The sequence below is a fragment of the Arthrobacter nitrophenolicus genome (genome assembly GCF_045833485.1).
Taxonomy (GTDB): Bacteria; Actinomycetota; Actinomycetes; order Actinomycetales; family Micrococcaceae; genus Arthrobacter; species Arthrobacter nitrophenolicus.
Map to the genome: position 1 here is coordinate 3,393,538 of NZ_CP174504.1, position 19,825 is coordinate 3,413,362.

The following is a 19,825-nucleotide window of genomic DNA, read 5'->3' on the forward strand; positions in this document are numbered from 1 at the left end:
TATCAGGGCAGAGCAAATCTGCAGGGCTGGCTAGGGTTGTTGTTGGACACCTTTGACAGCCGGGAACATTGAAGGACGGGTCATGACACAGGCGGGACGCCAGGGTTCACCACGCAGCGGTTCGGGACGCAACCTCCCACAACGTAACACCTCGGGAGGCAGCGCCGGGGGCGGCTCCCGGGGAGGAGCGGCAAAGCGCTCCACAGGTTTCGGCGGCGATCGCCCGCACCGGGCACCCAAGCCGCGCGAGGAACGCTTCGTCGATCCCGACGAAGCCGGCGCCCGGCAGGGGCGCGGCGCCACTGACAAGCCCGCCAAGCCGGCGTCGCGGAAGCCCTCAGCGCGCAAGCCCGGCGCGAAGAAGGCGCCCGGAACCCCGGGTGCGCCCAAGGCCAAGCCCCGTACTGCCGTTCCAGGTGCAGCAGCTTCGCGCGCTTTCGGCAGCGAACGCTTTGGCCAGAACCTCGGCCCGCTCCGCAAGCCCTCGCGCAGGAAGGGTCCCGGCCGCGACGTGCCGCAGTCGGAACTCCACGACGCCGACGGCATCCGCCTGCAAAAGGTCATGGCGTCCGCCGGCGTGGCCTCGCGCCGCGTCTGCGAGGAAATGATCGCCGAAGGGCGCGTGGAGGTGGACGGCCAGGTGGTCACCGAACTCGGTGTCCGTGTGGATCCCAAGACCGCCGTCATCCACGTGGACGGCCTGCGGATCCAGCTGGACGAAAATCTGGTCTACATGGTGTTCAACAAGCCCAAGGGCGTTGTCTCCACCATGGAGGATCCCGAGGGCCGTCCGTGCATCAGCGATTTCCTCAAGAACACCAAGAACAAGGGCGAGCGGCTCTTCCACGTGGGCCGCCTGGACGTTGCCACCGAGGGTCTGCTGCTGCTGACCAACGACGGCGAACTTGCCAACCGGCTGACCCACCCCTCCTACGAAGTCCCCAAGACCTACCTGGTCCAGGTGCGCGGCCCCTTCCCGCACGGGATCGGCGCGCAGCTGAAGGCCGGTGTTGAACTGGAGGACGGCCTTGCCTCGGTGGACTCCTTCCGGCTGGTTGACTCCACGCCGGGCCACGTCCTGATCGAGGTTGTGCTGCACTCGGGCAAAAACCGCATTGTCCGCCGCATGTTCGACGCCGTCGGCTTCCCGGTCCAGCGGCTGGTCCGGGTCAAGGTCGGGCCCATCGGACTGGGCGACCAGCGCCAGGGCAGCATCCGGAACCTCGGCAAGCAGGAGATCGGCCACCTGCTGGCATCCGTAGGGCTCTGAGCCGTGTCCGCTTTCAAGAGCCAGGGCCGCGGGCACCTGGACGGTCCGGTGGTGGTGCTCGGCACCGGCCTGCTCGGAGCGAGCATCGGCCTGGGGCTGCGGGGCCGCGGAGTGCCGGTCTTCCTGTCCGACCCCTCGCCAACCAACCAGGCCGTGGCAGTGGATATCGGGGCCGGCCGTCCGCTGTCCGAACTGGGCAGCAGCCGGCCCCAGCTGGTGGTGGTTGCCGCGCCGCCTGACGTCACGGCGGACGTGGTGCGGCAGGCCCTCGCGGACTACCCGGATTCCGTGGTGGTGGACATCGCCAGCGTGAAGGCGGACATCCTCGCCCGGCTGCGGAGCAGTGGCGTGGACCTTTCCCGCTACGTGGGAACCCACCCCATGGCAGGACGGGAGAAGTCAGGGCCGGTTGCCGCGCGCGGCGAGCTGTTCACCTCCATGCCCTGGGTGGTGTGCCCTTCCGGGGAAACCTCCGGAGCCGCCCTGCAGACTGCCCGGTTACTCGCCACCGACCTTGGCGCCGTTGTTTCGCAGTTCACGGCCGACGAACACGACGAGGCCGTGGCACTGGTGTCCCACCTGCCGCAGGTCATGTCCTCACTGCTGGCCAGCAGGCTGCAGGGAACCCCGCTGCACGCCCTGTCCCTGGCCGGCAACGGCCTGCGGGACGTCACCCGGATCGCCGCCAGCGATCCCACGCTGTGGGTCCAGATCCTGGGCGGCAATGCGGCGAAGGTGGTGGAGATCCTGTACGGCGTGAGGGAGGACCTGAACCGCCTGATCAACACGCTGGAACAGCCCACGGCTCCTGGTGCGCGGCTGGACCTCGCGCAGCTGATGAGCGAAGGCAACGCAGGCCAGGCACGGATTCCCGGCAAGCACGGCGGGCCGCCGCAGGCCTATTCCTGGCTGACGGTCCTGGTGGACGACAAGCCCGGCCAGATCGCCCGGCTGCTGACCGAGATCGGTGAAATCGGCGTTAACGTTGAAGACCTGCGGCTGGACCATTCATCCGGACAGAACGTGGGCATGGTGGAATTGTCAGTGTTGCCGAACAAGCACGACCACCTGACCGAAGCATTAAACGACCGCGGATGGCGGGTACTTCAGTCATGACACAGGAACTTCTCGACACCATGCCCGCGCTGCGCATCGGCAGGCCGCTGGTCGTTGCCATCGATGGCCCCTCAGGGTCCGGCAAGTCCAGCGTCAGCAAGGAAGTGGCCCGCAGGCTCCGTCTTGCCTACCTCGATACCGGGGCAATGTACCGGGCGCTGACCTGGTACTGCGTCACCAACGGCATCGACCTGGACGATGCCGCCTCCGTGGAGCAGGCTTCACGCGACCTCGTGCTGGAGCTGAGCACCAGCCCGCAGCAGGAATTCGTGCGGGTAGGCGGGGTTGACGTCACGGACGCGATCCGGGAACCGGCCATCTCCTCGGCCGTCAGCGCCGTCGCCACAACCCTGGGTGCCAGGACCGAACTCATCCGCCGGCAGCGGGAACTGATCGAAAAGCATCACCGCCGCATGGTGGTGGAAGGCAGGGACATCACCACCGTCGTCGCGCCAGGAGCCGAAGTCCGCATGCTGCTGACCGCCAGCGAGGAAGCCCGGCTGCGCCGCCGCGGCATCCAGCTGGGCGGAACGCAAAACGCGGAGCAGCTGGCCGCGCAGGTGACCCACCGGGACGCCAAGGACTCCACCGTCGTGAACTTTACGCAGGCAGCCGACGGAGTAGTCACGCTGGACTCCTCGGACCTTGACTTCGAGCAGACCGTTGACGCTGCCCTGGTCATAGTCACCAAGGTCCTCAACCGTGACTGATGCCAGGCCGGCGGTCCCGTCCGGGTGGACCATGTCCTGGAGCAGGCCGGTGGGCTGGGCCCTCGACCACCTCGTCTACCGGACTACCGTCACCGGCAAGGCGAACGTCCCCACCGGGGGGCCGGTGATTTTCGCCGGAAACCACATCAGCTTCCTGGATGGACCGGTGATGTTCGGTGCCTCGCCGCGGCCCATGCACATCCTGGTCAAGCAGGAGATGTTCAAAGGATTTCTGGGCCGGGTGCTGACCGCCTCCGGGCAGTTGCCCGTTGACCGGCGCGGCGACAGGGCGGCGCTGCAACGCAGCAGGGAACTGCTCGACGCCGGCCGCTGCGTGGGGATCCTCCCCGAAGGAACGCGGGGGAGCGGCGAAGCCTCCGGCATCAACGGTGGGGTTGCATGGCTGGCACTGAACACCGGCGCCCCGGTGGTGCCGGTGGCCATCCTTGGCACCCGGACGGGGAATGAGCACCTGGACTTTGTGCCGCCGCCCGGCCGGCGGTTCCACGTCAGCTTCGGCACGGCCCTCACCCTCGGCCGCCGGGCCGGCGAAAGCGGCCGTGCTTCAATGGACAGGGCAGCGCAGGAGATCCGCGCGGCACTGGCAGGGCACGTCCGGGACGCCGTCCAACTCAGCGGCCAGCCCCTGCCATTCGCCGAAACCTCCAAAGACTTAACAGCAGTAGCCGGGACGCCGGCAGATGACCACTAAGGACAGTGCAATGAGCGACACCACGCAGACCCCCGGCCTCTCGGGCCCCGGCGAAGACGAATACACGCCCACGGGCACCGACCAGGTGGCCGAACGGCTGGCAGCCATTGACGACGACGAGGCCGAGCTTCGCGCCGCCTCCCTCCGGGCCGGCCTGGAGGACTACGACCTGGATGAGGAAGACGCCGCCCTGCTCAGCGGGGAGTACGGCGACGAGGACTTCGAAGGCCCGGTCAAGCTTGACCCGGTCCTGGCCATCATCGGGCGCCCGAACGTGGGCAAGTCCACCCTGGTGAACCGAATCCTGGGCCGGCGCGAAGCCGTGGTGGAGGATACACCCGGCGTGACCCGCGACCGTGTCATGTATTCCGCGAACTGGAACGGCCGCAACTTCACGCTGGTGGACACCGGCGGCTGGGAGCACGACGCCCGCGGCATCCACGCCCGCGTTGCGGAGCAGGCCGAGATGGCCGTGGAACTCGCCGACGCCGTCCTGTTCGTCGTCGACTCGGCCGTCGGGGCCACCGCCACCGACGAGGCCGTGATGAAGATGCTGCGCCGCAGCAAAAAGCCGGTCATCCTGGTGGCCAACAAGGTGGACGACTTTGCCCAGGAAGCCGATTCCGCCGTCCTGTGGGGCCTTGGTTTCGGCGAGCCGTACCCCGTCTCCGCCCTTCACGGCCGCGGCGTGGCCGACCTGCTCGACCACGTGATGGACGTGCTGCCGGAATTTTCCACCATCGAGGGCCTGGAGCGTTCCGGCGGGCCTCGCCGGATCGCCTTGATCGGCCGTCCCAACGTGGGCAAGTCGTCCCTGCTGAACAAGCTGGCCGGGTCCGAGCGCGTGGTGGTGGACAACACTGCCGGCACCACCCGCGACCCCGTGGATGAATTCATCGAGCTCGGCGGACGCACCTGGCGCTTCGTGGACACCGCCGGCATCCGCCGCCGCCAGCACATGGCGCAGGGCGCGGACTACTACGCCTCGCTCCGGACCCAGGCCGCGCTCGAAAAGGCGGAGGTCGCCGTCGTGCTCCTCGCCGTGGACGAAGTCCTCAGCGAGCAGGATGTGCGCATCCTGCAGCTGGCCATCGAGTCCGGCCGCGCCCTGGTCCTGGCCTTCAACAAGTGGGACCTGCTGGACGACGAGCGCCGCCGCTACCTGGAGCGCGAGATCGAGCAGGACCTGGCGCATGTGGACTGGGCGCCCCGGGTGAACATCTCCGCCAAGACCGGCTGGCACAAGGACCGCCTGGTGCCCGCCCTGGACCTGGCGCTGGAAAACTGGGACCGGCGCATCCCCACCGGGCGGCTGAATGCCTTCCTGGGCGAGCTGGTGGCGGCACATCCGCACCCGGTCCGCGGCGGCAAGCAGCCCCGCATCCTCTTTGGAACGCAGGCATCCAGCCGGCCGCCCAAGTTCGTGCTGTTCACCACCGGATTCCTGGATCCGGGATACCGCCGCTTCATCACCCGCCGGCTGCGGGAAACCTTCGGCTTCGAGGGCACCCCCATCGAGGTCAGCATGCGCGTGCGGGAAAAGCGGGGCCGGAAGCGTTGATCCGGATGTTGTCTTCGACACGTTGGGGCTGAAATCCCGAAAGTGTCACAGGCACCCTTCCGGATCGTGTAAGCTCTTCTAGGTGGTTCGGCCGGACTGCTGATGGAAATCAGCGGAGAACGGCGGAACCAGCGGGCTGTAGCGCAGCTTGGTAGCGCACTTGACTGGGGGTCAAGGGGTCGCAGGTTCAAATCCTGTCAGCCCGACCACAAAGCCGCGGAAACCTCAAGGTTTCCGCGGCTTTTGCGTTGGTGGAACTTTGTAGGCGCTGGCTAGCCGAGGGCGGCATCGAGGGTAACGAAGCCGTAGCCTGCCGCCCGGAGTTGGGAGATCACCTCCGGGAGGGCCGCGGCGTCGAGCGTTGAACCGTCGTCCGGGTTGGAGCCGAGGTGCATGAGGACGATCTGCCCGGGCTGCGCGGAAGCCATGACGCGCTGGACGACGAAGCCCGGGCCGCGCGTTCCGTTCATCGTGCCTTGCCAGCCCAGGGTGTCAACGGTCCAGCGGACCGCGGTGTAGCCGGCGGCGTTGACGTCTGCGATCGTGCGGGAATCGCGGGCGCCGAACGGGAAGCGGAAGAACGGGCGCGGGTCTCCTCCAGCGGCCTCGATGGTCCTCTGGGCGCTGCTGATCTCGGCCGCGATCTGCGCACTGGTCAGGGTTGTGAAATCCGGGTGGGTCATGGAGTGATTGCCGATCCGATGCCCCGCGTTGTAAATCAGCGCCGGGTCTGAGGGGAACTGGTTGACCCAGTCTCCGGTGAGGAAGAACGTGCCCGGGACGCCGTTGGCTGCGAGGGTGGCGAGGATCGATCGGAGGCCGGCGTCGTTGGCACCGGCGTCGAATGTGAGTGCGACAACCTTCTGCGTGGTCGGAATGCGCTCAAGATCGACGCCCAGGAGCGCCGGCGGGACGCTGGTGTAGGTGACCTCGATCCTGCCACTGGCCGTGTGCACCAGGATGGAACCGTGCTGGAAGTCGCTGCGGCGGCCGTCCTTGATGCCGTACTCGCCGCTGGTCGGGTAGCCGAGCCGGCTGCGCTCCCACCCGAGGGCCACCCACTGGGCCCGGATGGCTCCGTACACCTCGTGGGCTCCTGTCGCGGGTGAAAAGTAGATCGAAGAGGCCATGTTGGTGCCGCTGAAGTGGTTGTACCGGCCGATCCCGTCGGGGGTGCCTGTCTCGTCCGACACGGGGAATCCGAGCACGCCGGCCGGTCCGCCGAGTTCGAGGTAGCGTCCGCGGATTGCGCCGTGGACTTCGTGTGCCCCGGTGCCGGTGCTGAAGTAGATCGCCCCGCCGGTGAAGTTGTTGTATCGGCCGGCGGCGCCGGGTGTGGCGGTTTCGTCGGTGAGCGGGAAGCCCAGGAAGCCGGCCGGTCCGCCGAGTTCGAGGTAGCGTCCGCGGATTGCGCCGTGGACTTCGTGTGCCCCGGTGCCGGTGCTGAAGTAGATCGCCCCGCCGGTGAAGTTGTTGTATCGGCCGGCGGTGCCGGGTGTGGCGGTTTCGTCGGTGAGCGGGAAGCCCAGGAAGCCGGCCGGTCCGCCGAGTTCGAGGTAGCGTCCGCGGATTGCGCCGTGGACTTCGTGTGCCCCGGTGCCGGTGCTGAAGTAGATCGCCCCGCCGGTGAAGTTGTTGTATCGGCCGGCGGTGCCGGGTGTGGCGGTTTCGTCGGTGAGCGGGAAGCCCAGGAAGCCGGCCGGTCCGCCGAGTTCGAGGTAGCGTCCGCGGATTGCGCCGTGGACTTCGTGTGCCCCGGTGCCGGTGCTGAAGTAGATCGCCCCGCCGGTGAAGTTGTTGTATCGGCCGGCGGTGCCGGGTGTGGCGGTTTCGTCGGTGAGCGGGAAGCCCAGGAAGCCGGCCGGTCCGCCGAGTTCGAGGTAGCGTCCGCGGATTGCGCCGTGGACTTCGTGTGCCCCGGTGCCGGTGCTGAAGTAGATCGCCCCGCCGGTGAAGTTGTTGTATCGGCCGGCGGTGCCGGGTGTGGCGGTTTCGTCGGTGAGCGGGAAGCCCAGGAAGCCGGCCGGTCCGCCGAGTTCGAGGTAGCGTCCGCGGATTGCGCCGTGGACTTCGTGTGCCCCGGTGCCGGCGCTGAAGTAGATCGTGCCGCCGGTGTAGTCCTGGGCGCGTCCGCCAGCGATGTCGTACGCGCTGCCGACTGGCGTGCCGAGGAACGATGCGCTGCCGCCGAGCTGCTCGTAGTGCTGGACGATCGCGTCGTCGCCGGCCTGCACCGCCACCATCGACGCCGGATCGCTGTGTTGCGCAGCAATCGCTGATGCGGAAGACGCGGGCGGCCCCAGGGCCGTGCCCCCGAGGCCCCCGCTGAAGGCGAGGGCCAAGGCGATTCCAAGGACGGCGGATCGAGACCGGCGCATTGTGACCCCTTCGTGTTGACCGAGACATGCGGGCCTTGGTCCAGACGCTACGCCCCAGGGGGAAGCCCGGGCAGGGCCAGAGGTCCCGAATTGCAATGGGGATCCGCGCGGCACCGCCCGCGGCGCTGCCGCAGGACCAAGGCCTCAATTACGCAGCCAAGTCGTCAACAATGGTGGCTGCCGGAGGTTCCTACTTCAGGAACTTCGATGTCCTGCGGTCCGCGAGGATCTTGCCCTTCGTCTGGCAGGTGGGGCAGTACTGCAGGGCTGTATCTGCGAAAGACACCTCCCGGACGGTGTCCCCGCACACCGGGCATGGCAGGCCCGTCCTGGCGTGGACACGCATGTGGCTCCGCTTGACGTCCTTGAGTTCCTTGGGTGGCTTGCCGCCGGCCTCCGCCAGGGCTGCGCCCAGGACGTCGTGGATGGCGTCATAGAGGACCTGCACCGTCTCCCGGTCCAAGGACTTGGCCGTGGCGAACGGGGAGATCCGGGCCGCGTGCAGGATCTCGTCACTGTAGGCGTTGCCGATGCCCGCTATGACGCTCTGGCTCCGCAGCAGCCCCTTGATCTGCTGGGAACTGCCTGCCAGGATCTCAGCCAGCGTGCCGGCGTCGAACGCCTCCGCGAAGGGATCCGGACCCAGTGTGGCGATTCCGGGCACATCCTGGGGGTCCCGCACCACGTAGACGGCCAGGCTCTTCTTCGTCCCGGCCTCGGTGAGGTCGAACCCCCTCGGCCCGTCCGGGCCGGTGAAGGTACAGCGGACGGCGATGAGGCCCTTGCCCATCTTCAGCTGGCCGGCGGCGGGGGAGTCCGTGTAGCGCAGCCAGCCGGCGCGGGCCAGGTGGAACACCAAGGAGATCCCGTCCGTGTCAATGCTGATGAACTTCCCGAACCGCCGGACCCCGGACACGGTCCGGCCCTCCAGCGCCGAATAGGGCGGGTCGGCCGTCTTCAGCACGGCAAAGGAGACAATCTGCAGCTTGTCGAGGACGCAGCCCCGCAGCTGCTCGTCGAGGAACCGGGCCAGTCCGGCCACTTCGGGAAGTTCCGGCATGGCCTACCTGCCGGGTCCCGGACGTCCTGCACCATGGCGCTCGCTCATGGTTCCCATCTTGTCAGAAACCCCGGTGGACGCTCCGGCAGATGTGCCTATACTTTCAGCGGCGGTCTGTTTCCCGGGCCCCGTGACCTTCGAGTTTTGACCCGATGAAAGGCCCCCCATGAGCAACATTCCCGAAGACCTGTCCTACACCGCCGAACACGAGTGGGTTTCCGCTCCCAATGCCGACGGCGTGGTCCGCGTGGGCATTACCGACTTCGCGCAGGACGCGCTTGGAGATGTTGTCTACGCCCAGATGCCCGAGATCGGCACCAAAATTACGGCCAACGAAGTTGTGGGCGAGGTGGAGTCCACGAAGAGCGTCAGCGACATCTACGCCCCGGTCAGCGGTGAAGTGGTAGCCCGCAACGAGTCCCTGGACACCGACTCGGCGCTGATCAACACGGATCCTTACGGTGACGGCTGGCTGATCGAGGTCAAACTGGCCGAGGCCGACGCCGTTGATTCATTGCTCAGTGCATCGGAGTACGAACAGCAGGTAGGCTAAAGCTAACCGGTATATCCGGTCCGGCCCCGCGTCGCAGGCAGGACGTCGTCGCACGTCAAGAGCCGGATGGGGAGCCGGTGCCGGACCTGCCGGGCAGGTCCGGAGGGCAAACGTTGGTTGCACGCCGGAGGGCTGCAGCGGGAAGAGGAGGAATCCATGGCTGGCCACACATCGAACCCTGCCGATGGGGAATACGGCACGGGTGCGGCTAAGGCGTCGGAGACCACCTCCATCAACCTGACCCCGGTCAGGGACGAGCCCACCATCGCCCCCAAGCTGTCCTCCGAAGAGCGGAGCTCCGTCGAGGCACTGCCCGCCGGTTCCGCGCTGCTGGTGGCACACAGCGGTCCCAACGCCGGCGCCCGCTTCCTGCTGGATTCGGACGTCACCACCGCCGGCCGGCACCCGGACGCTGACATCTTCCTTGATGACGTCACCGTCTCCCGCCGGCACGTGGAGTTCCGCCGCACCGCCCGCAGCTTTGAGGTGGTGGACAAGAACAGCCTCAACGGCACCTACGTCAACCATGACCGCGTGGACGCCGTGGAGCTTAAATCCGGCAGCGAAGTCCAAATCGGCAAGTTCCGCCTTACCTTCTACCTGAGCCCTGCCACCGCTGCAGGCCGCGGCTGATCCGGGGACCGCTGCCTGTGGCAATGGCACAACCGGAACGCCGGGGACCGCAGGTCCTGAACATTGGGGAAGTCCTCGCGCAGCTGAGCGCCGACTTCCCGGGCATGACAGCGTCCAAAATCCGGTTCCTTGAGGAAAAGGGACTTATCAACCCGCGGCGGACCCCAGCGGGCTACCGCCAGTATTCCGACGGCGACGTGGAACGGCTGCGCTTCGTCCTGGCGCTGCAGCGGGACCAGTACCTCCCCCTGAAAGTCATCAAGGACTACCTTGACGCCATCGACAGGGGAGAGCGGCCGGAGAACCTTCCGCCCGGCGTCGTGGTTTCGCCGCGCATCGTCTCCGACGAGCTGGCCGCCGAGCTGCAGAACCGCGGCCGGAAGCTGACAGAGGAACAGCTGCGCACGGAATCAGGTGCCAGCGTCCCCCTGCTCCAGGCACTCCTGGATTTCGGGCTCATCAGCCACAGCAACGGCATGTTCGACGAACATGCCCTCCAGGTGGCGCGCGCCTGCGTACAGCTGGAAAGCCACGGGCTGGAACCCCGGCACCTGCGTCCCTTCCAGGCGGCGGCGGAACGCGAGTTCGGCCTGGTGGAACGGGCGGTGGCACCACTTGCCTCACGGAAGGACTCCGCGTCCCAGGCACGGGCTGCCGAGGCCGCCCGTGAGATCAGCGACCTTTGCCTCACCCTGCACCGCGCCCTGGTGCAGGACCACATCTCACGCATGGACATCTGATGATTGAAGTCGAGATTGTTGGCGTTCGGATTGAACTGCCTTCCAACCAGCCCCTGGTCCTGCTGCGGGAGATGCACGGGGAACGGCATGTTCCGATTTGGATCGGCACCCCCGAGGCCAGCGCCATTGCCCTTGCCCAGCAGGGTGTGGTCCCGCCGCGCCCCATGACACACGACCTGCTTGTGGATGTGGTGGAGGCACTCGGCCACAGCGTGGTCAGCGTCAACATCGTGGCCGTTGAGGACAACATCTTCTACGGACAACTGCAGTTTGAGAACGGCACCACGGTCAGCTCCCGGGCCTCGGACGCCCTCGCCGTCGCCCTCCGCGCGAAGTGCCGGATCTGGTGCGCCGATTCGGTGATGGACGAGGCCGGGGTCCGCATCACCGAGCATGACGAGGGCGAGGATACCGAGCCCGGTCCGACAGTTGATGAGGAGCGCGAGCTCCGGCGGTTCCGTGAATTCCTCGATGACGTGGAGCCCGAAGACTTCGACGGCTGAGGTCACGTTAAGGTTAAAGTTGAGGCTGAAAGTTTCGACACGCCTGCCCAAAGCCTCCAAGGTCTTTGACCTTGGGCCCTGCCGGGCCTAACGTCGAAGTATCAAGTTCCCATTGCCTACGGCAGCCGCGCAAGTCACACTGGAAAGTGCGCCCCGCGAAAATTACATGCATGCTTTTCATGCCAGTTGCTGCAGGTGTTCCCCGGGAGCGCAGGACAAGGAGGATCCAGGTGAGTCCCAAAGGCGAAGCAGGCGGGCTGAAACAGCCCACGGCTGGTGTTGCTGTGCCCGCGAGCGGTGCCCAGGGCCTCCTGTTCACCGAGGACCTTCCCGTGCTGGACGAGGACGCCGGATACCGGGGACCCACTGCATGCAAAGCGGCAGGCATTACTTACCGGCAGCTGGACTACTGGGCCCGCACCGGGCTGGTGGAACCCGCTGTCCGCGGCGCTGCAGGCTCCGGATCCCAGCGGCTGTATGGCTTCCGCGACATCCTGGTCCTCAAAGTCGTCAAGCGGCTCCTGGACACCGGTGTATCCCTGCAGCAGATCCGCACCGCGGTGGAGCACCTGCGTGAACGCGGCGTCGAGGACCTGGCGCAGATTACCCTGATGAGCGACGGCGCGAGCGTGTACGAATGCACTTCGGCTGACGAGGTCATCGATCTCGTGCAGGGCGGGCAGGGCGTGTTCGGCATTGCCGTGGGCCGGGTCTGGCGCGAGGTGGAAGGCAGCCTTGCTTCGCTGCCCAGCGAACACGCGGCCGAGCAGTCCTTTCCCGACGACGAGCTGAGCAAGCGCCGCGCAGCACGCAAGATCAGCTGAGGCTTAGTTAAACGGAAGAGGGCCGCTCCCACGGGAGCGGCCCTCTTCCTGTCTCCTGGCGTGGCCGGGCATCGGCCCGGACGCCATGCCTACCTCGCGCGTGCGCGCAGCCCGCTGCCCACTTCCATCAGGTTGGCCAGCAGGTCGTCGAAGAGGGCGGCTGCAGACTTGGCCGACTCGCCCGGCCAGTGGTGTACCGGGTGGGCGGCGCCCTGGATCTGCTGCCAGTTCGCCTGCTCGGGGATGCGCGGGCTCAGCAGGAGATCGCCGAACATGGACTCCATTTCCGCGAGCCGGTAGCTGTGCTCGGAGGAGCCGGTCCGGACCCGGTTGGCCACAATGCCGGCAGGGGAGAGGTTGGGGGCGAATTCCTGCCGGAACAGCTGGATGGCCCGCATGGTGCGTTCCGTACCGGCCACGGAGAACAGTCCCGGCTCGGCCACGAGGGCAACCTTGTCGCTGGCGGACCAGGCCATCCGGGTGAGGCCGTTGAGTGACGGAGGGCAGTCGACCAGGACCAGCTGGTAGTTGTCGGCTCCGGCCAGGACCGTTGAGAGCCGGCGGAGGTCGCGGCGGCCAAGGTCCGGCCGGTCGTAGATACCCGTGTAGGCGGAGCCGACGGCGACGTCAAGTACCGCGGGGCCGGACCCGTTGGAAGCGGCCCGGGCTGTCCAGCTGCTGCCGACCACGTTCTCCGCCAGTCTGGCGCGGCGCGGGCTCTTGAGCATCCTGCCAATATCCAGCTGGTCCCCGGGCTGCACGCCCAGTGCCGTGGTTGCGTCGGCGTGCGGATCCAGGTCCACCACCAGCGTGCTGACGCCCGCGGCCAGCGCCGCAGACGCCAATCCTGTGGTGACGGAAGTCTTGCCGACTCCACCCTTAAGGCTGCTGATGCTGACTACTTGCACTTGAGAGACCAAAACCTAACGCCGGATGCCGTGTTGGGAGTAATGTTTGCTCCGGCAGCGCCGAAGCCGGACGGTCCTGCCGCCCTACTCATCATATGTGGATGCGTTGGCGAATCCCGCCTTATCGGGGGTCGGCATGGCATCCACTGTGCTGCCGGGGCCCTTTCCGCCGCGACAGGCGGAAGCGATCGGGACATGACGGGGAAATCTGTGATGGTCGACACAAAGATTTGTGTTTGTCCTTGTAGGTCCTAGACACTGTGACCACTCACCGATCCACCCGCAATGATGCAGGAGAAGTATGTTTTCCAAAGTTCTGGTGGCCAACCGCGGCGAAATCGCGATCAGGGCCTTCCGCGCCGGCTACGAGCTGGGCGCCAAGACCGTTGCCGTTTTTCCTCAAGAGGACAGGAACTCCATCCACCGCCAGAAAGCGGACGAGGCGTACCTGATCGGCGAGGAAGGACACCCCGTCCGGGCCTACCTTGACGTCAAAGAGGTCGTCCGGGTGGCCAAGGAGTCCGGTGCGGACGCCATCTACCCTGGCTACGGTTTCCTGTCCGAGAATCCGGACCTGGCCCGTGCAGCCAAGGAAGCCGGCATCACCTTCGTTGGGCCGCCGGCGGAAGTGCTGGAACTGGCAGGCAACAAGGTGGCGGCGCTCAAGGCCGCCCGCGAAGCCGGCGTTCCCGTCCTTAAGTCCAGTGAACCCTCCAAGGACCTGGACGAACTCCTTGCGGCTGCGGACGAGATCGGCTTCCCCATCTTTGCAAAGGCAGTCGCGGGCGGCGGTGGCCGCGGCATGCGCCGCGTGGACACCCGTGAGGCGCTGCCCGAAGCGCTGAAGTCCGCCATGCGTGAAGCCGATGCCGCTTTCGGCGATCCCACCATGTTCCTGGAGCAGGCCGTCCTGCGCCCCCGCCACATCGAGGTGCAGATCCTGGCAGACGCCGAGGGCAACGTCATGCACCTGTTCGAGCGCGACTGCTCCATCCAGCGCCGCCACCAGAAGGTCATCGAGATCGCCCCGGCGCCCAACCTGGACGAGGGCATCCGCCAGGCCCTCTACCGCGACGCCGTCAAGTTCGCCAAGGCACTCAACTACGTCAACGCCGGCACGGTGGAGTTCCTCGTGGACACCGCCGGTGAGCGCGCCGGCCAGCACGTGTTCATTGAAATGAACCCGCGCATCCAGGTGGAGCACACCGTCACCGAAGAGGTCACCGACGTCGACCTGGTGCAGGCACAGATGCGGATCGCCTCGGGTGAGACGCTGGCAGACCTCGGCCTTTCCCAGGAAACCGTCCACCTCAAGGGCGCGGCCCTGCAGAGCCGCATCACCACCGAGGACCCCGCCAACGGCTTCCGGCCCGACGTCGGAAAGATCACCGGCTACCGGTCCGCGGGCGGCGCAGGCGTCCGGCTCGACGGCGGCACCGTCTACTCGGGTGCCGAAATCAGCCCCCACTTCGACTCCATGCTGGTCAAGCTCACCTGCCGCGGCCGGGATTACCCCGCAGCCGTGGCACGCGCGCGCCGTGCCCTCGCCGAATTCCGCATCCGCGGCGTTTCAACCAACATCTCCTTCCTGCAGGCCGTGCTCGACGATCCGGACTTCATCGCCGGCGACGTCGCCACGAGCTTCATTGACGAACGCCCCCAGCTGCTCAAGGCCCGGGTGTCCGCCGACCGCGGCACCAAGCTCCTCACCTGGCTGGCCGACGTTACCGTGAACAAGCCCAACGGCGAGCTGAAAGTCCACTCCAACCCGGCTGACAAGCTTCCGTCCGTCAAGGACCGTCCGGCCGCCGCAGGCTCACGGCAGAAGCTCCTTGAACTGGGACCGGACGGGTTCGCCAAAGCGCTCCGGGAGCAGCAGGCAGTGGCGGTGACGGACACAACGTTCCGCGACGCGCACCAGTCCCTGCTCGCAACCCGTGTCCGCACCCGGGACCTTGTTGCCGCCGGTCCTGCCGTGACCGCGCTCATGCCGGAACTGCTGTCGGTCGAGTGCTGGGGCGGCGCCACCTACGACGTCGCACTCCGCTTCCTCGGCGAAGACCCCTGGGACCGGCTGGCGGCGCTGCGCAAGGCGCTGCCGAACGTCTGCCTGCAGATGCTGCTGCGCGGCCGCAACACGGTGGGCTACACGCCGTACCCGGAAGAGGTCACCGAAGCGTTCGTCAACGAGGCCGCAGCAACAGGCATCGATATCTTCCGCATCTTCGATGCACTGAACGACGTCAGCCAGATGGCACCCGCGATCCGCGCCGTCCGGGCTACGGGCACCGCCGTCGCGGAAGTGGCGCTGTGCTACACGGGCGACATGCTGGATCCCAAGGAAACGCTGTACACGCTGGACTACTACCTCGGGCTGGCCCAGAAGATCGTCGACGCCGGTGCGCACATCCTGGCCATCAAGGACATGGCAGGCCTGCTGCGTCCCGCGGCCGCCGCCAAGCTTGTCGCGGCCCTGCGCGAACGCTTCGACCTGCCGGTGCACCTGCACACCCACGACACGGCGGGCGGCCAGCTGGCCACCCTCCTGGCGGCTGTCGACGCAGGCGTGGACGCCGTCGACGTCGCCTCCGCATCCCTGGCCGGCACCACCAGCCAGGTGTCGGCGTCGGCCCTGGTCGCGGCCCTGGCGCACACGCCGCGCGATACCGGCCTTGACCTGGACGCCGTCAGTTCCCTGGAGCCCTACTGGGAAGCGGTCCGCCGGGTTTACGCCCCCTTCGAGTCGGGCCTTCCGGGCCCCACCGGCCGGGTTTACAAGCACGAAATTCCGGGCGGGCAGCTGTCCAACCTGCGCCAGCAGGCAATGGCGCTGGGCCTGGGGGAGCGGTTTGAAGCTATCGAGGACATGTACACCGCTGCCGACCGCATCCTGGGCCACCTGGTCAAGGTAACGCCGTCCTCCAAGGTGGTGGGCGACCTCGCCCTGCACCTGGTGGGCCTCAACGCGGACCCTGCCGACTTCAACGAGAACCCGCAGAACTACGACATTCCGGATTCCGTCATCGGCTTCCTGTCCGGCGAGCTCGGTGATCCCCCCGGCGGCTGGCCGGAGCCCTTCCGCACCAAGGCCCTGCAGGGCCGGAGCGTGAAGGTCCGCGACGCCGAGCTCAGCGCCGAGGACAGTGCCGCCCTCAAGTCCGACTCCAAGACCCGCCAGCACACGCTGAACCGGCTGCTCTTCGACGGCCCCACCAAGGACTACCTCAAGAGCGTGGAGACCTACGGCAACATCTCGGTCCTGGATACGCGCGATTACCTGTACGGGCTCCAGCGCGGCCAGGAGCATGAGATCCAGCTGGAGAAGGGCGTGCGGCTGATCGCCTCCCTGGAGGCGGTCTCGGAGCCCGACGAAAAGGGCATGCGCACCGTGATGTGTACCCTCAACGGCCAGTCACGGCCCGTGGTGGTGCGCGACCGTTCGGTGGTGAGCAATGTTAAGTCCGCCGAGAAGGCAGACCCGGGGCAGCCGGGCCACGTTGCGGCCCCGTTCGCCGGTGCCGTCACCGTTACGGTCAAGGCCGGCGAGACCGTCAACGCCGGAGACACCGTGGCCACCATCGAGGCGATGAAGATGGAGGCTTCCATCACGACGCCGGTGGGCGGCAAGGTTTCCCGCCTGGCCATCTCCTCCGTGGAGCAGGTGCAGGGCGGAGACCTGCTCCTGGTGGTCGAGCAGTAACACCCAGCCACAACAACAAAGGGTCCTTCACGGTGTGAAGGACCCTTTGTTGTTGCCGGTGTCAGGAACGCGGCGCCGCGTACATTTCCTCGATGACCGTATCGAAGTCCTTCATGACCTGCGCCCGCTTGACCTTCATCGAAGGGGTCAGGTGGCCGGAGGCTTCGGTGAAATCGGCGGGCACGATCCGGAACGACTTGATGGCCTCCGCCTGGGACACGGAGGCGTTGGCAGCCGTGATCAGGTCCTGGACCGCGGCCTTGACCACAGGGTTGGCGGCGGCCTGGTCCAGGGTGGTGTCCGCCGGCAGCCCATGGCGCTGCAGCCAGCCCGGCAGGGCTTCCTGGTCCAGGGTCACCAACGCGCCGATGAACGGCCGGTTGTCACCCACCACCAGCACCTGGGACACCAGGGCATCGGCCCGGATCTGGTCCTCAAGCAGGGCGGGAATGACGTTCTTGCCGCCGGCCGTGACGATGATTTCCTTCTTGCGTCCGGTGATCCAGACGAAGCCGTCCTCATCGAGGCGGCCGATATCGCCCGTGCGGAACCAGCCGTCGGTGAACGTCTCCGCCGACAGGTCCTCGCGCTTGTAATAGCCGCGCATGACGCAGACGCCCTTGGCCAGGATCTCCCCATCCTCGGCGATCCGCACGGCGTTCCCGGGCAGCGGCTTGCCCACCGAACCGATCTTGATCCGGGATGGTGTGTTCACCGTAATGGGAGCCGTGGTCTCGGTCAGGCCGTAGCCCTCCAGGACCTGGAGGCCGATGCCCTGGAAGAAGTGGCCAAGCCGTTCGCCGAGGGGTCCGCCGCCGGACACCGCGTGGGCGACATGGCCACCCATGGCAGCCCGGAGCTTGCCGTAGACCAGCTTGTCGAACAAGGCGTGGCGCAGCCTCAGTCCCAGTCCCACCTTGCCGGCCTGCCGCGCCTTGGAGAAGGCGATGGCCGTATCTGCCGCCTTGTGGAAGATGGCGCCCTTGCCGCCGTCCTCCGCCTTGGTCATGGCCGAGTTGTAGACCTTCTCGAAAACCCGCGGGACCGCGAGGATGAACGTGGGCTCGTAGCTCTGCAGGTCCGACAGCAGGTTCTTGATGTCCGGTGTGTGGGCAACGGTGGTGCCGGCGGCCATGGCCAGCACCGAGATGAACCGTGCAAAGACGTGGGCCAGCGGCAGGAACATGATGGTCTTGGCGTTCTCGTGGACGATCTCGCCGATGATTGCCAAGGCATTGTCGGAGAGTTCGACGAAGTTGCCGTGGGTCAGTTCGCAGCCCTTGGGCCGTCCGGTGGTGCCCGAGGTGTAGATGATCGTGGCAAGGTCGGACAGCTTGGCGGCCGTCCGGCGGGACTCAAGCTCGTCGTCGCTGACCCCTGACCCGGCCGCACGGAGCGCATCCAGGCCTGCACCTTCCAGCTGCCAGACATGCTGGAGGGCGGTAAGGCCTTCCGCCGCGACGGCCTGCCGGATGACGTTCTCGTGGTGGGCGGCTTCGCCAAAGGCGGCCACGGCACCCGAGTCGCCGAGGTTCCAGGCAACCTGGGACGGCGAGGAGGTTTCGTAAATGGGGACGGAGACGCCGCCGGCGAACCAGATGGCAAAGTCCACCAGGGCCCATTCGTACCGGGTGCGGGACATGATGCCGACGCGGTCACCCGCACCGACGCCACTGGCAATCAACCCCTTGGCCAGCGCCTTGACGTCGGCGAGGAAATCGGTGGCGGAAACATCCTGCCAGGAACCCGCTGAATCCAGGCGCGAGAACAGTGCCGGGTTGCTGGCTTTGTTCGCCTGCCGCAGCACCAGATCGGTGATATTGGTTTCCGGTGGAACAACAACAAGAGGCGGAACACTGAATTCGCGCACTATAGCTCCTTTGATATCCGAACTCCCGCTTCAGGGGTATGCCTAAAGAGTAGTACGCCGGTGCGGGAGCAGTGCAGCACCTAAACCTACTGGTGAGTAACTTATCCGTCAACACATGCTCACGGCGGCGCGGCGGGCGGGTTCCGCTACCCGGAGATGCAAAACCTAGAATGGGAAACTATGTACGCACAATCTTCCGGCGAACAGGCCGGTCCCCTCAGCAGGCCCGTCCCCTGGCGGCGCCGCTCCGCCCCCTACCGGGCAGGCAGAAGAGGGGGCGGCGGCTTCCACGGACAGGTGCGGCTTGGCCGCAGGGGGCTGGCTATTGGCATCGATATTGGCGGCACCAAGGTGGCGGCCGGCGTGGTGGATGCCGAAGGCAGGATCCTGAGTGAGGCGCGCCGTTCCACGCCCGGCACTGATCCTCGCGCCGTTGAGCAGGTCATCGTGGAGCTCGTGGAAGAGCTGGGCAGGGGGCAGCGTATCCGCTCGGTTGGGATAGGCGCCGCCGGGTGGATGGACCTCGACGGCGGCACCGTCCTGTTCAGTCCGCACCTGGCGTGGCGCAATGAGCCCCTCCGGGCCAACCTGCAGCGGCTCCTGCGAAGGCCCGTTCTGCTCGCCAACGACGCCGACGCCGCGGCCTGGGCTGAATGGCGCTTCGGTGCCGGCCAGGGTGAAGACCGGCTGGTCTGCATCACCCTCGGCACCGGCATAGGCGGTGCCGAGGTCATGGACGGCAGGGTGGAGCGCGGCCGGTTCGGAGTGGCCGGCGAGTTCGGACACCAGATCATCATGCCGGGCGGGCACCGGTGTGAGTGCGGCAACCGCGGGTGCTGGGAGCAGTATGCCTCCGGCAACGCCCTGGGGCGGGAGGCCAGGATCCTGGCCCGCAGCAATTCCCCGATGGCGCAGGACCTGCTGGCAGCAGTCGGCGGCCGCGTGGAGACCATCACCGGCGCCGTGGTGACAGAGCTCGCGCTGGCCGGGGACACTGCCTCCCGTGAGCTGATCGAGGAGGTGGGCGAATGGCTCGGCCTGGGCCTCGCGAACCTGGCAGCAGCGCTCGATCCCGGCCTTTTCGTGATTGGCGGCGGACTCTGCTCGGCCGGAAACCTGCTGGTGGAACCTGCACGGAAGGCGTTCGCGCGGAACCTGACCGGGCGCGGCTTCCGTCCCGCCGCCGGGATCGAGCTTGCCGCCCTGGGGCCCAATGCAGGACTGATCGGTGCGGCGGATCTGTCACGCGTCAGCAGCAGGGTCCGCCACTGAACACCCGGGCCGGGG

16 protein-coding genes and 1 tRNA gene are annotated in these 19,825 nt (G+C 67.1%); 13 read left to right on the forward strand and 4 right to left on the reverse strand.

The window, feature by feature from the left end:
* The first annotated feature begins 82 nt into the window (after positions 1 to 82).
* The 6 genes from ACJJV6_RS15675 (at position 83) to ACJJV6_RS15700 (ending at position 5,578) form a co-directional block, all read left to right on the forward strand.
* Positions 83 to 1,270 carry a pseudouridine synthase gene (locus ACJJV6_RS15675; protein WP_407709399.1) on the forward strand — a complete coding sequence of 396 codons (1,188 nt, stop codon included), beginning with the start codon at positions 83 to 85 and terminating at the stop codon, positions 1,268 to 1,270.
* Positions 1,271 to 1,273: 3 nt separating this feature from the next.
* The gene (locus ACJJV6_RS15680) at positions 1,274 to 2,386 is read left to right on the forward strand and encodes a prephenate dehydrogenase (RefSeq protein ID WP_407709400.1); all 1,113 of its coding nucleotides are present in this window, start codon (positions 1,274 to 1,276) and stop codon (positions 2,384 to 2,386) included.
* Positions 2,383 to 3,096 (forward strand): (d)CMP kinase, encoded by a 714-nt coding sequence (cmk, locus tag ACJJV6_RS15685; RefSeq protein WP_009358987.1) that lies wholly within the window; start codon positions 2,383 to 2,385, stop codon positions 3,094 to 3,096. The genes ACJJV6_RS15680 and cmk overlap by 4 nt, the downstream gene beginning before the upstream one ends.
* A 31-nt stretch (positions 3,097 to 3,127) precedes the next feature.
* Complete coding sequence (locus ACJJV6_RS15690; protein WP_205754039.1) at positions 3,128 to 3,808, forward strand: 1-acyl-sn-glycerol-3-phosphate acyltransferase; 681 nt, start codon at positions 3,128 to 3,130, stop codon at positions 3,806 to 3,808.
* Positions 3,809 to 3,818: 10 nt separating this feature from the next.
* The gene (gene der / locus ACJJV6_RS15695) at positions 3,819 to 5,369 is read left to right on the forward strand and encodes a ribosome biogenesis GTPase Der (RefSeq protein ID WP_009358989.1); all 1,551 of its coding nucleotides are present in this window, start codon (positions 3,819 to 3,821) and stop codon (positions 5,367 to 5,369) included.
* Between the two features lie 132 nt (positions 5,370 to 5,501).
* A tRNA-Pro gene (locus ACJJV6_RS15700) sits at positions 5,502 to 5,578 on the forward strand.
* Between the two features lie 63 nt (positions 5,579 to 5,641).
* Here ACJJV6_RS15700 and ACJJV6_RS15705 read toward each other — a convergent pair.
* Entirely contained in the window at positions 5,642 to 7,747 is a 2,106-nt protein-coding gene (locus tag ACJJV6_RS15705; RefSeq protein WP_407709401.1) for a polysaccharide deacetylase family protein, read from the reverse strand.
* A 190-nt stretch (positions 7,748 to 7,937) separates the two neighbouring features.
* Positions 7,938 to 8,807: an Fpg/Nei family DNA glycosylase gene (locus ACJJV6_RS15710; RefSeq protein WP_407709402.1), complete on the reverse strand. Its 870-nt coding sequence runs from the start codon at positions 8,805 to 8,807 to the stop codon at positions 7,938 to 7,940.
* A 166-nt stretch (positions 8,808 to 8,973) separates the two neighbouring features.
* Here ACJJV6_RS15710 and gcvH point away from each other — a divergent pair, with 166 nt between their 5' ends.
* The 5 genes from gcvH to ACJJV6_RS15735 all read left to right on the forward strand — a co-directional run bounded on the left by gcvH (position 8,974) and on the right by ACJJV6_RS15735 (position 12,060).
* Positions 8,974 to 9,360 carry a glycine cleavage system protein GcvH gene (gene gcvH, locus ACJJV6_RS15715; RefSeq protein WP_009358597.1) on the forward strand — a complete coding sequence of 129 codons (387 nt, stop codon included), beginning with the start codon at positions 8,974 to 8,976 and terminating at the stop codon, positions 9,358 to 9,360.
* 156 nt (positions 9,361 to 9,516) lie between these two features.
* Entirely contained in the window at positions 9,517 to 9,993 is a 477-nt protein-coding gene (locus ACJJV6_RS15720; RefSeq protein ID WP_009358598.1) for an FHA domain-containing protein, read from the forward strand.
* A 23-nt stretch (positions 9,994 to 10,016) separates the two neighbouring features.
* Positions 10,017 to 10,733 (forward strand): MerR family transcriptional regulator, encoded by a 717-nt coding sequence (locus ACJJV6_RS15725; protein ID WP_133352406.1) that lies wholly within the window; start codon positions 10,017 to 10,019, stop codon positions 10,731 to 10,733.
* Positions 10,733 to 11,236 carry a bifunctional nuclease family protein gene (locus ACJJV6_RS15730; RefSeq protein ID WP_009358600.1) on the forward strand — a complete coding sequence of 168 codons (504 nt, stop codon included), beginning with the start codon at positions 10,733 to 10,735 and terminating at the stop codon, positions 11,234 to 11,236. Before ACJJV6_RS15725 ends, ACJJV6_RS15730 begins: the two co-directional genes overlap by 1 nt.
* A 230-nt stretch (positions 11,237 to 11,466) precedes the next feature.
* Complete coding sequence (locus ACJJV6_RS15735) at positions 11,467 to 12,060, forward strand: MerR family transcriptional regulator (protein WP_009358601.1); 594 nt, start codon at positions 11,467 to 11,469, stop codon at positions 12,058 to 12,060.
* An 89-nt stretch (positions 12,061 to 12,149) separates the two neighbouring features.
* On the opposite strand, the gene ACJJV6_RS15740 is transcribed toward ACJJV6_RS15735, so the two are convergent.
* The gene (locus ACJJV6_RS15740) at positions 12,150 to 12,968 is read right to left on the reverse strand and encodes a ParA family protein (RefSeq protein WP_407709403.1); all 819 of its coding nucleotides are present in this window, start codon (positions 12,966 to 12,968) and stop codon (positions 12,150 to 12,152) included.
* Positions 12,969 to 13,269: 301 nt separating this feature from the next.
* On the opposite strand from ACJJV6_RS15740, the gene ACJJV6_RS15745 reads away from it, so the two are divergent.
* Positions 13,270 to 16,668, forward strand: a complete 3,399-nt coding sequence (locus ACJJV6_RS15745; RefSeq protein WP_407709404.1) for a pyruvate carboxylase — start codon at positions 13,270 to 13,272, stop codon at positions 16,666 to 16,668.
* A gap of 61 nt (positions 16,669 to 16,729) precedes the next feature.
* Here ACJJV6_RS15745 and ACJJV6_RS15750 read toward each other — a convergent pair whose 3' ends face one another.
* The gene (locus ACJJV6_RS15750; RefSeq protein WP_407709405.1) at positions 16,730 to 18,538 is read right to left on the reverse strand and encodes an AMP-dependent synthetase/ligase; all 1,809 of its coding nucleotides are present in this window, start codon (positions 18,536 to 18,538) and stop codon (positions 16,730 to 16,732) included.
* Between the two features lie 180 nt (positions 18,539 to 18,718).
* Here ACJJV6_RS15750 and ACJJV6_RS15755 point away from each other — a divergent pair, with 180 nt between their 5' ends.
* Positions 18,719 to 19,810: an ROK family glucokinase gene (locus ACJJV6_RS15755; protein WP_407709406.1), complete on the forward strand. Its 1,092-nt coding sequence runs from the start codon at positions 18,719 to 18,721 to the stop codon at positions 19,808 to 19,810.
* The last annotated feature ends 15 nt before the right edge of the window (positions 19,811 to 19,825 follow it).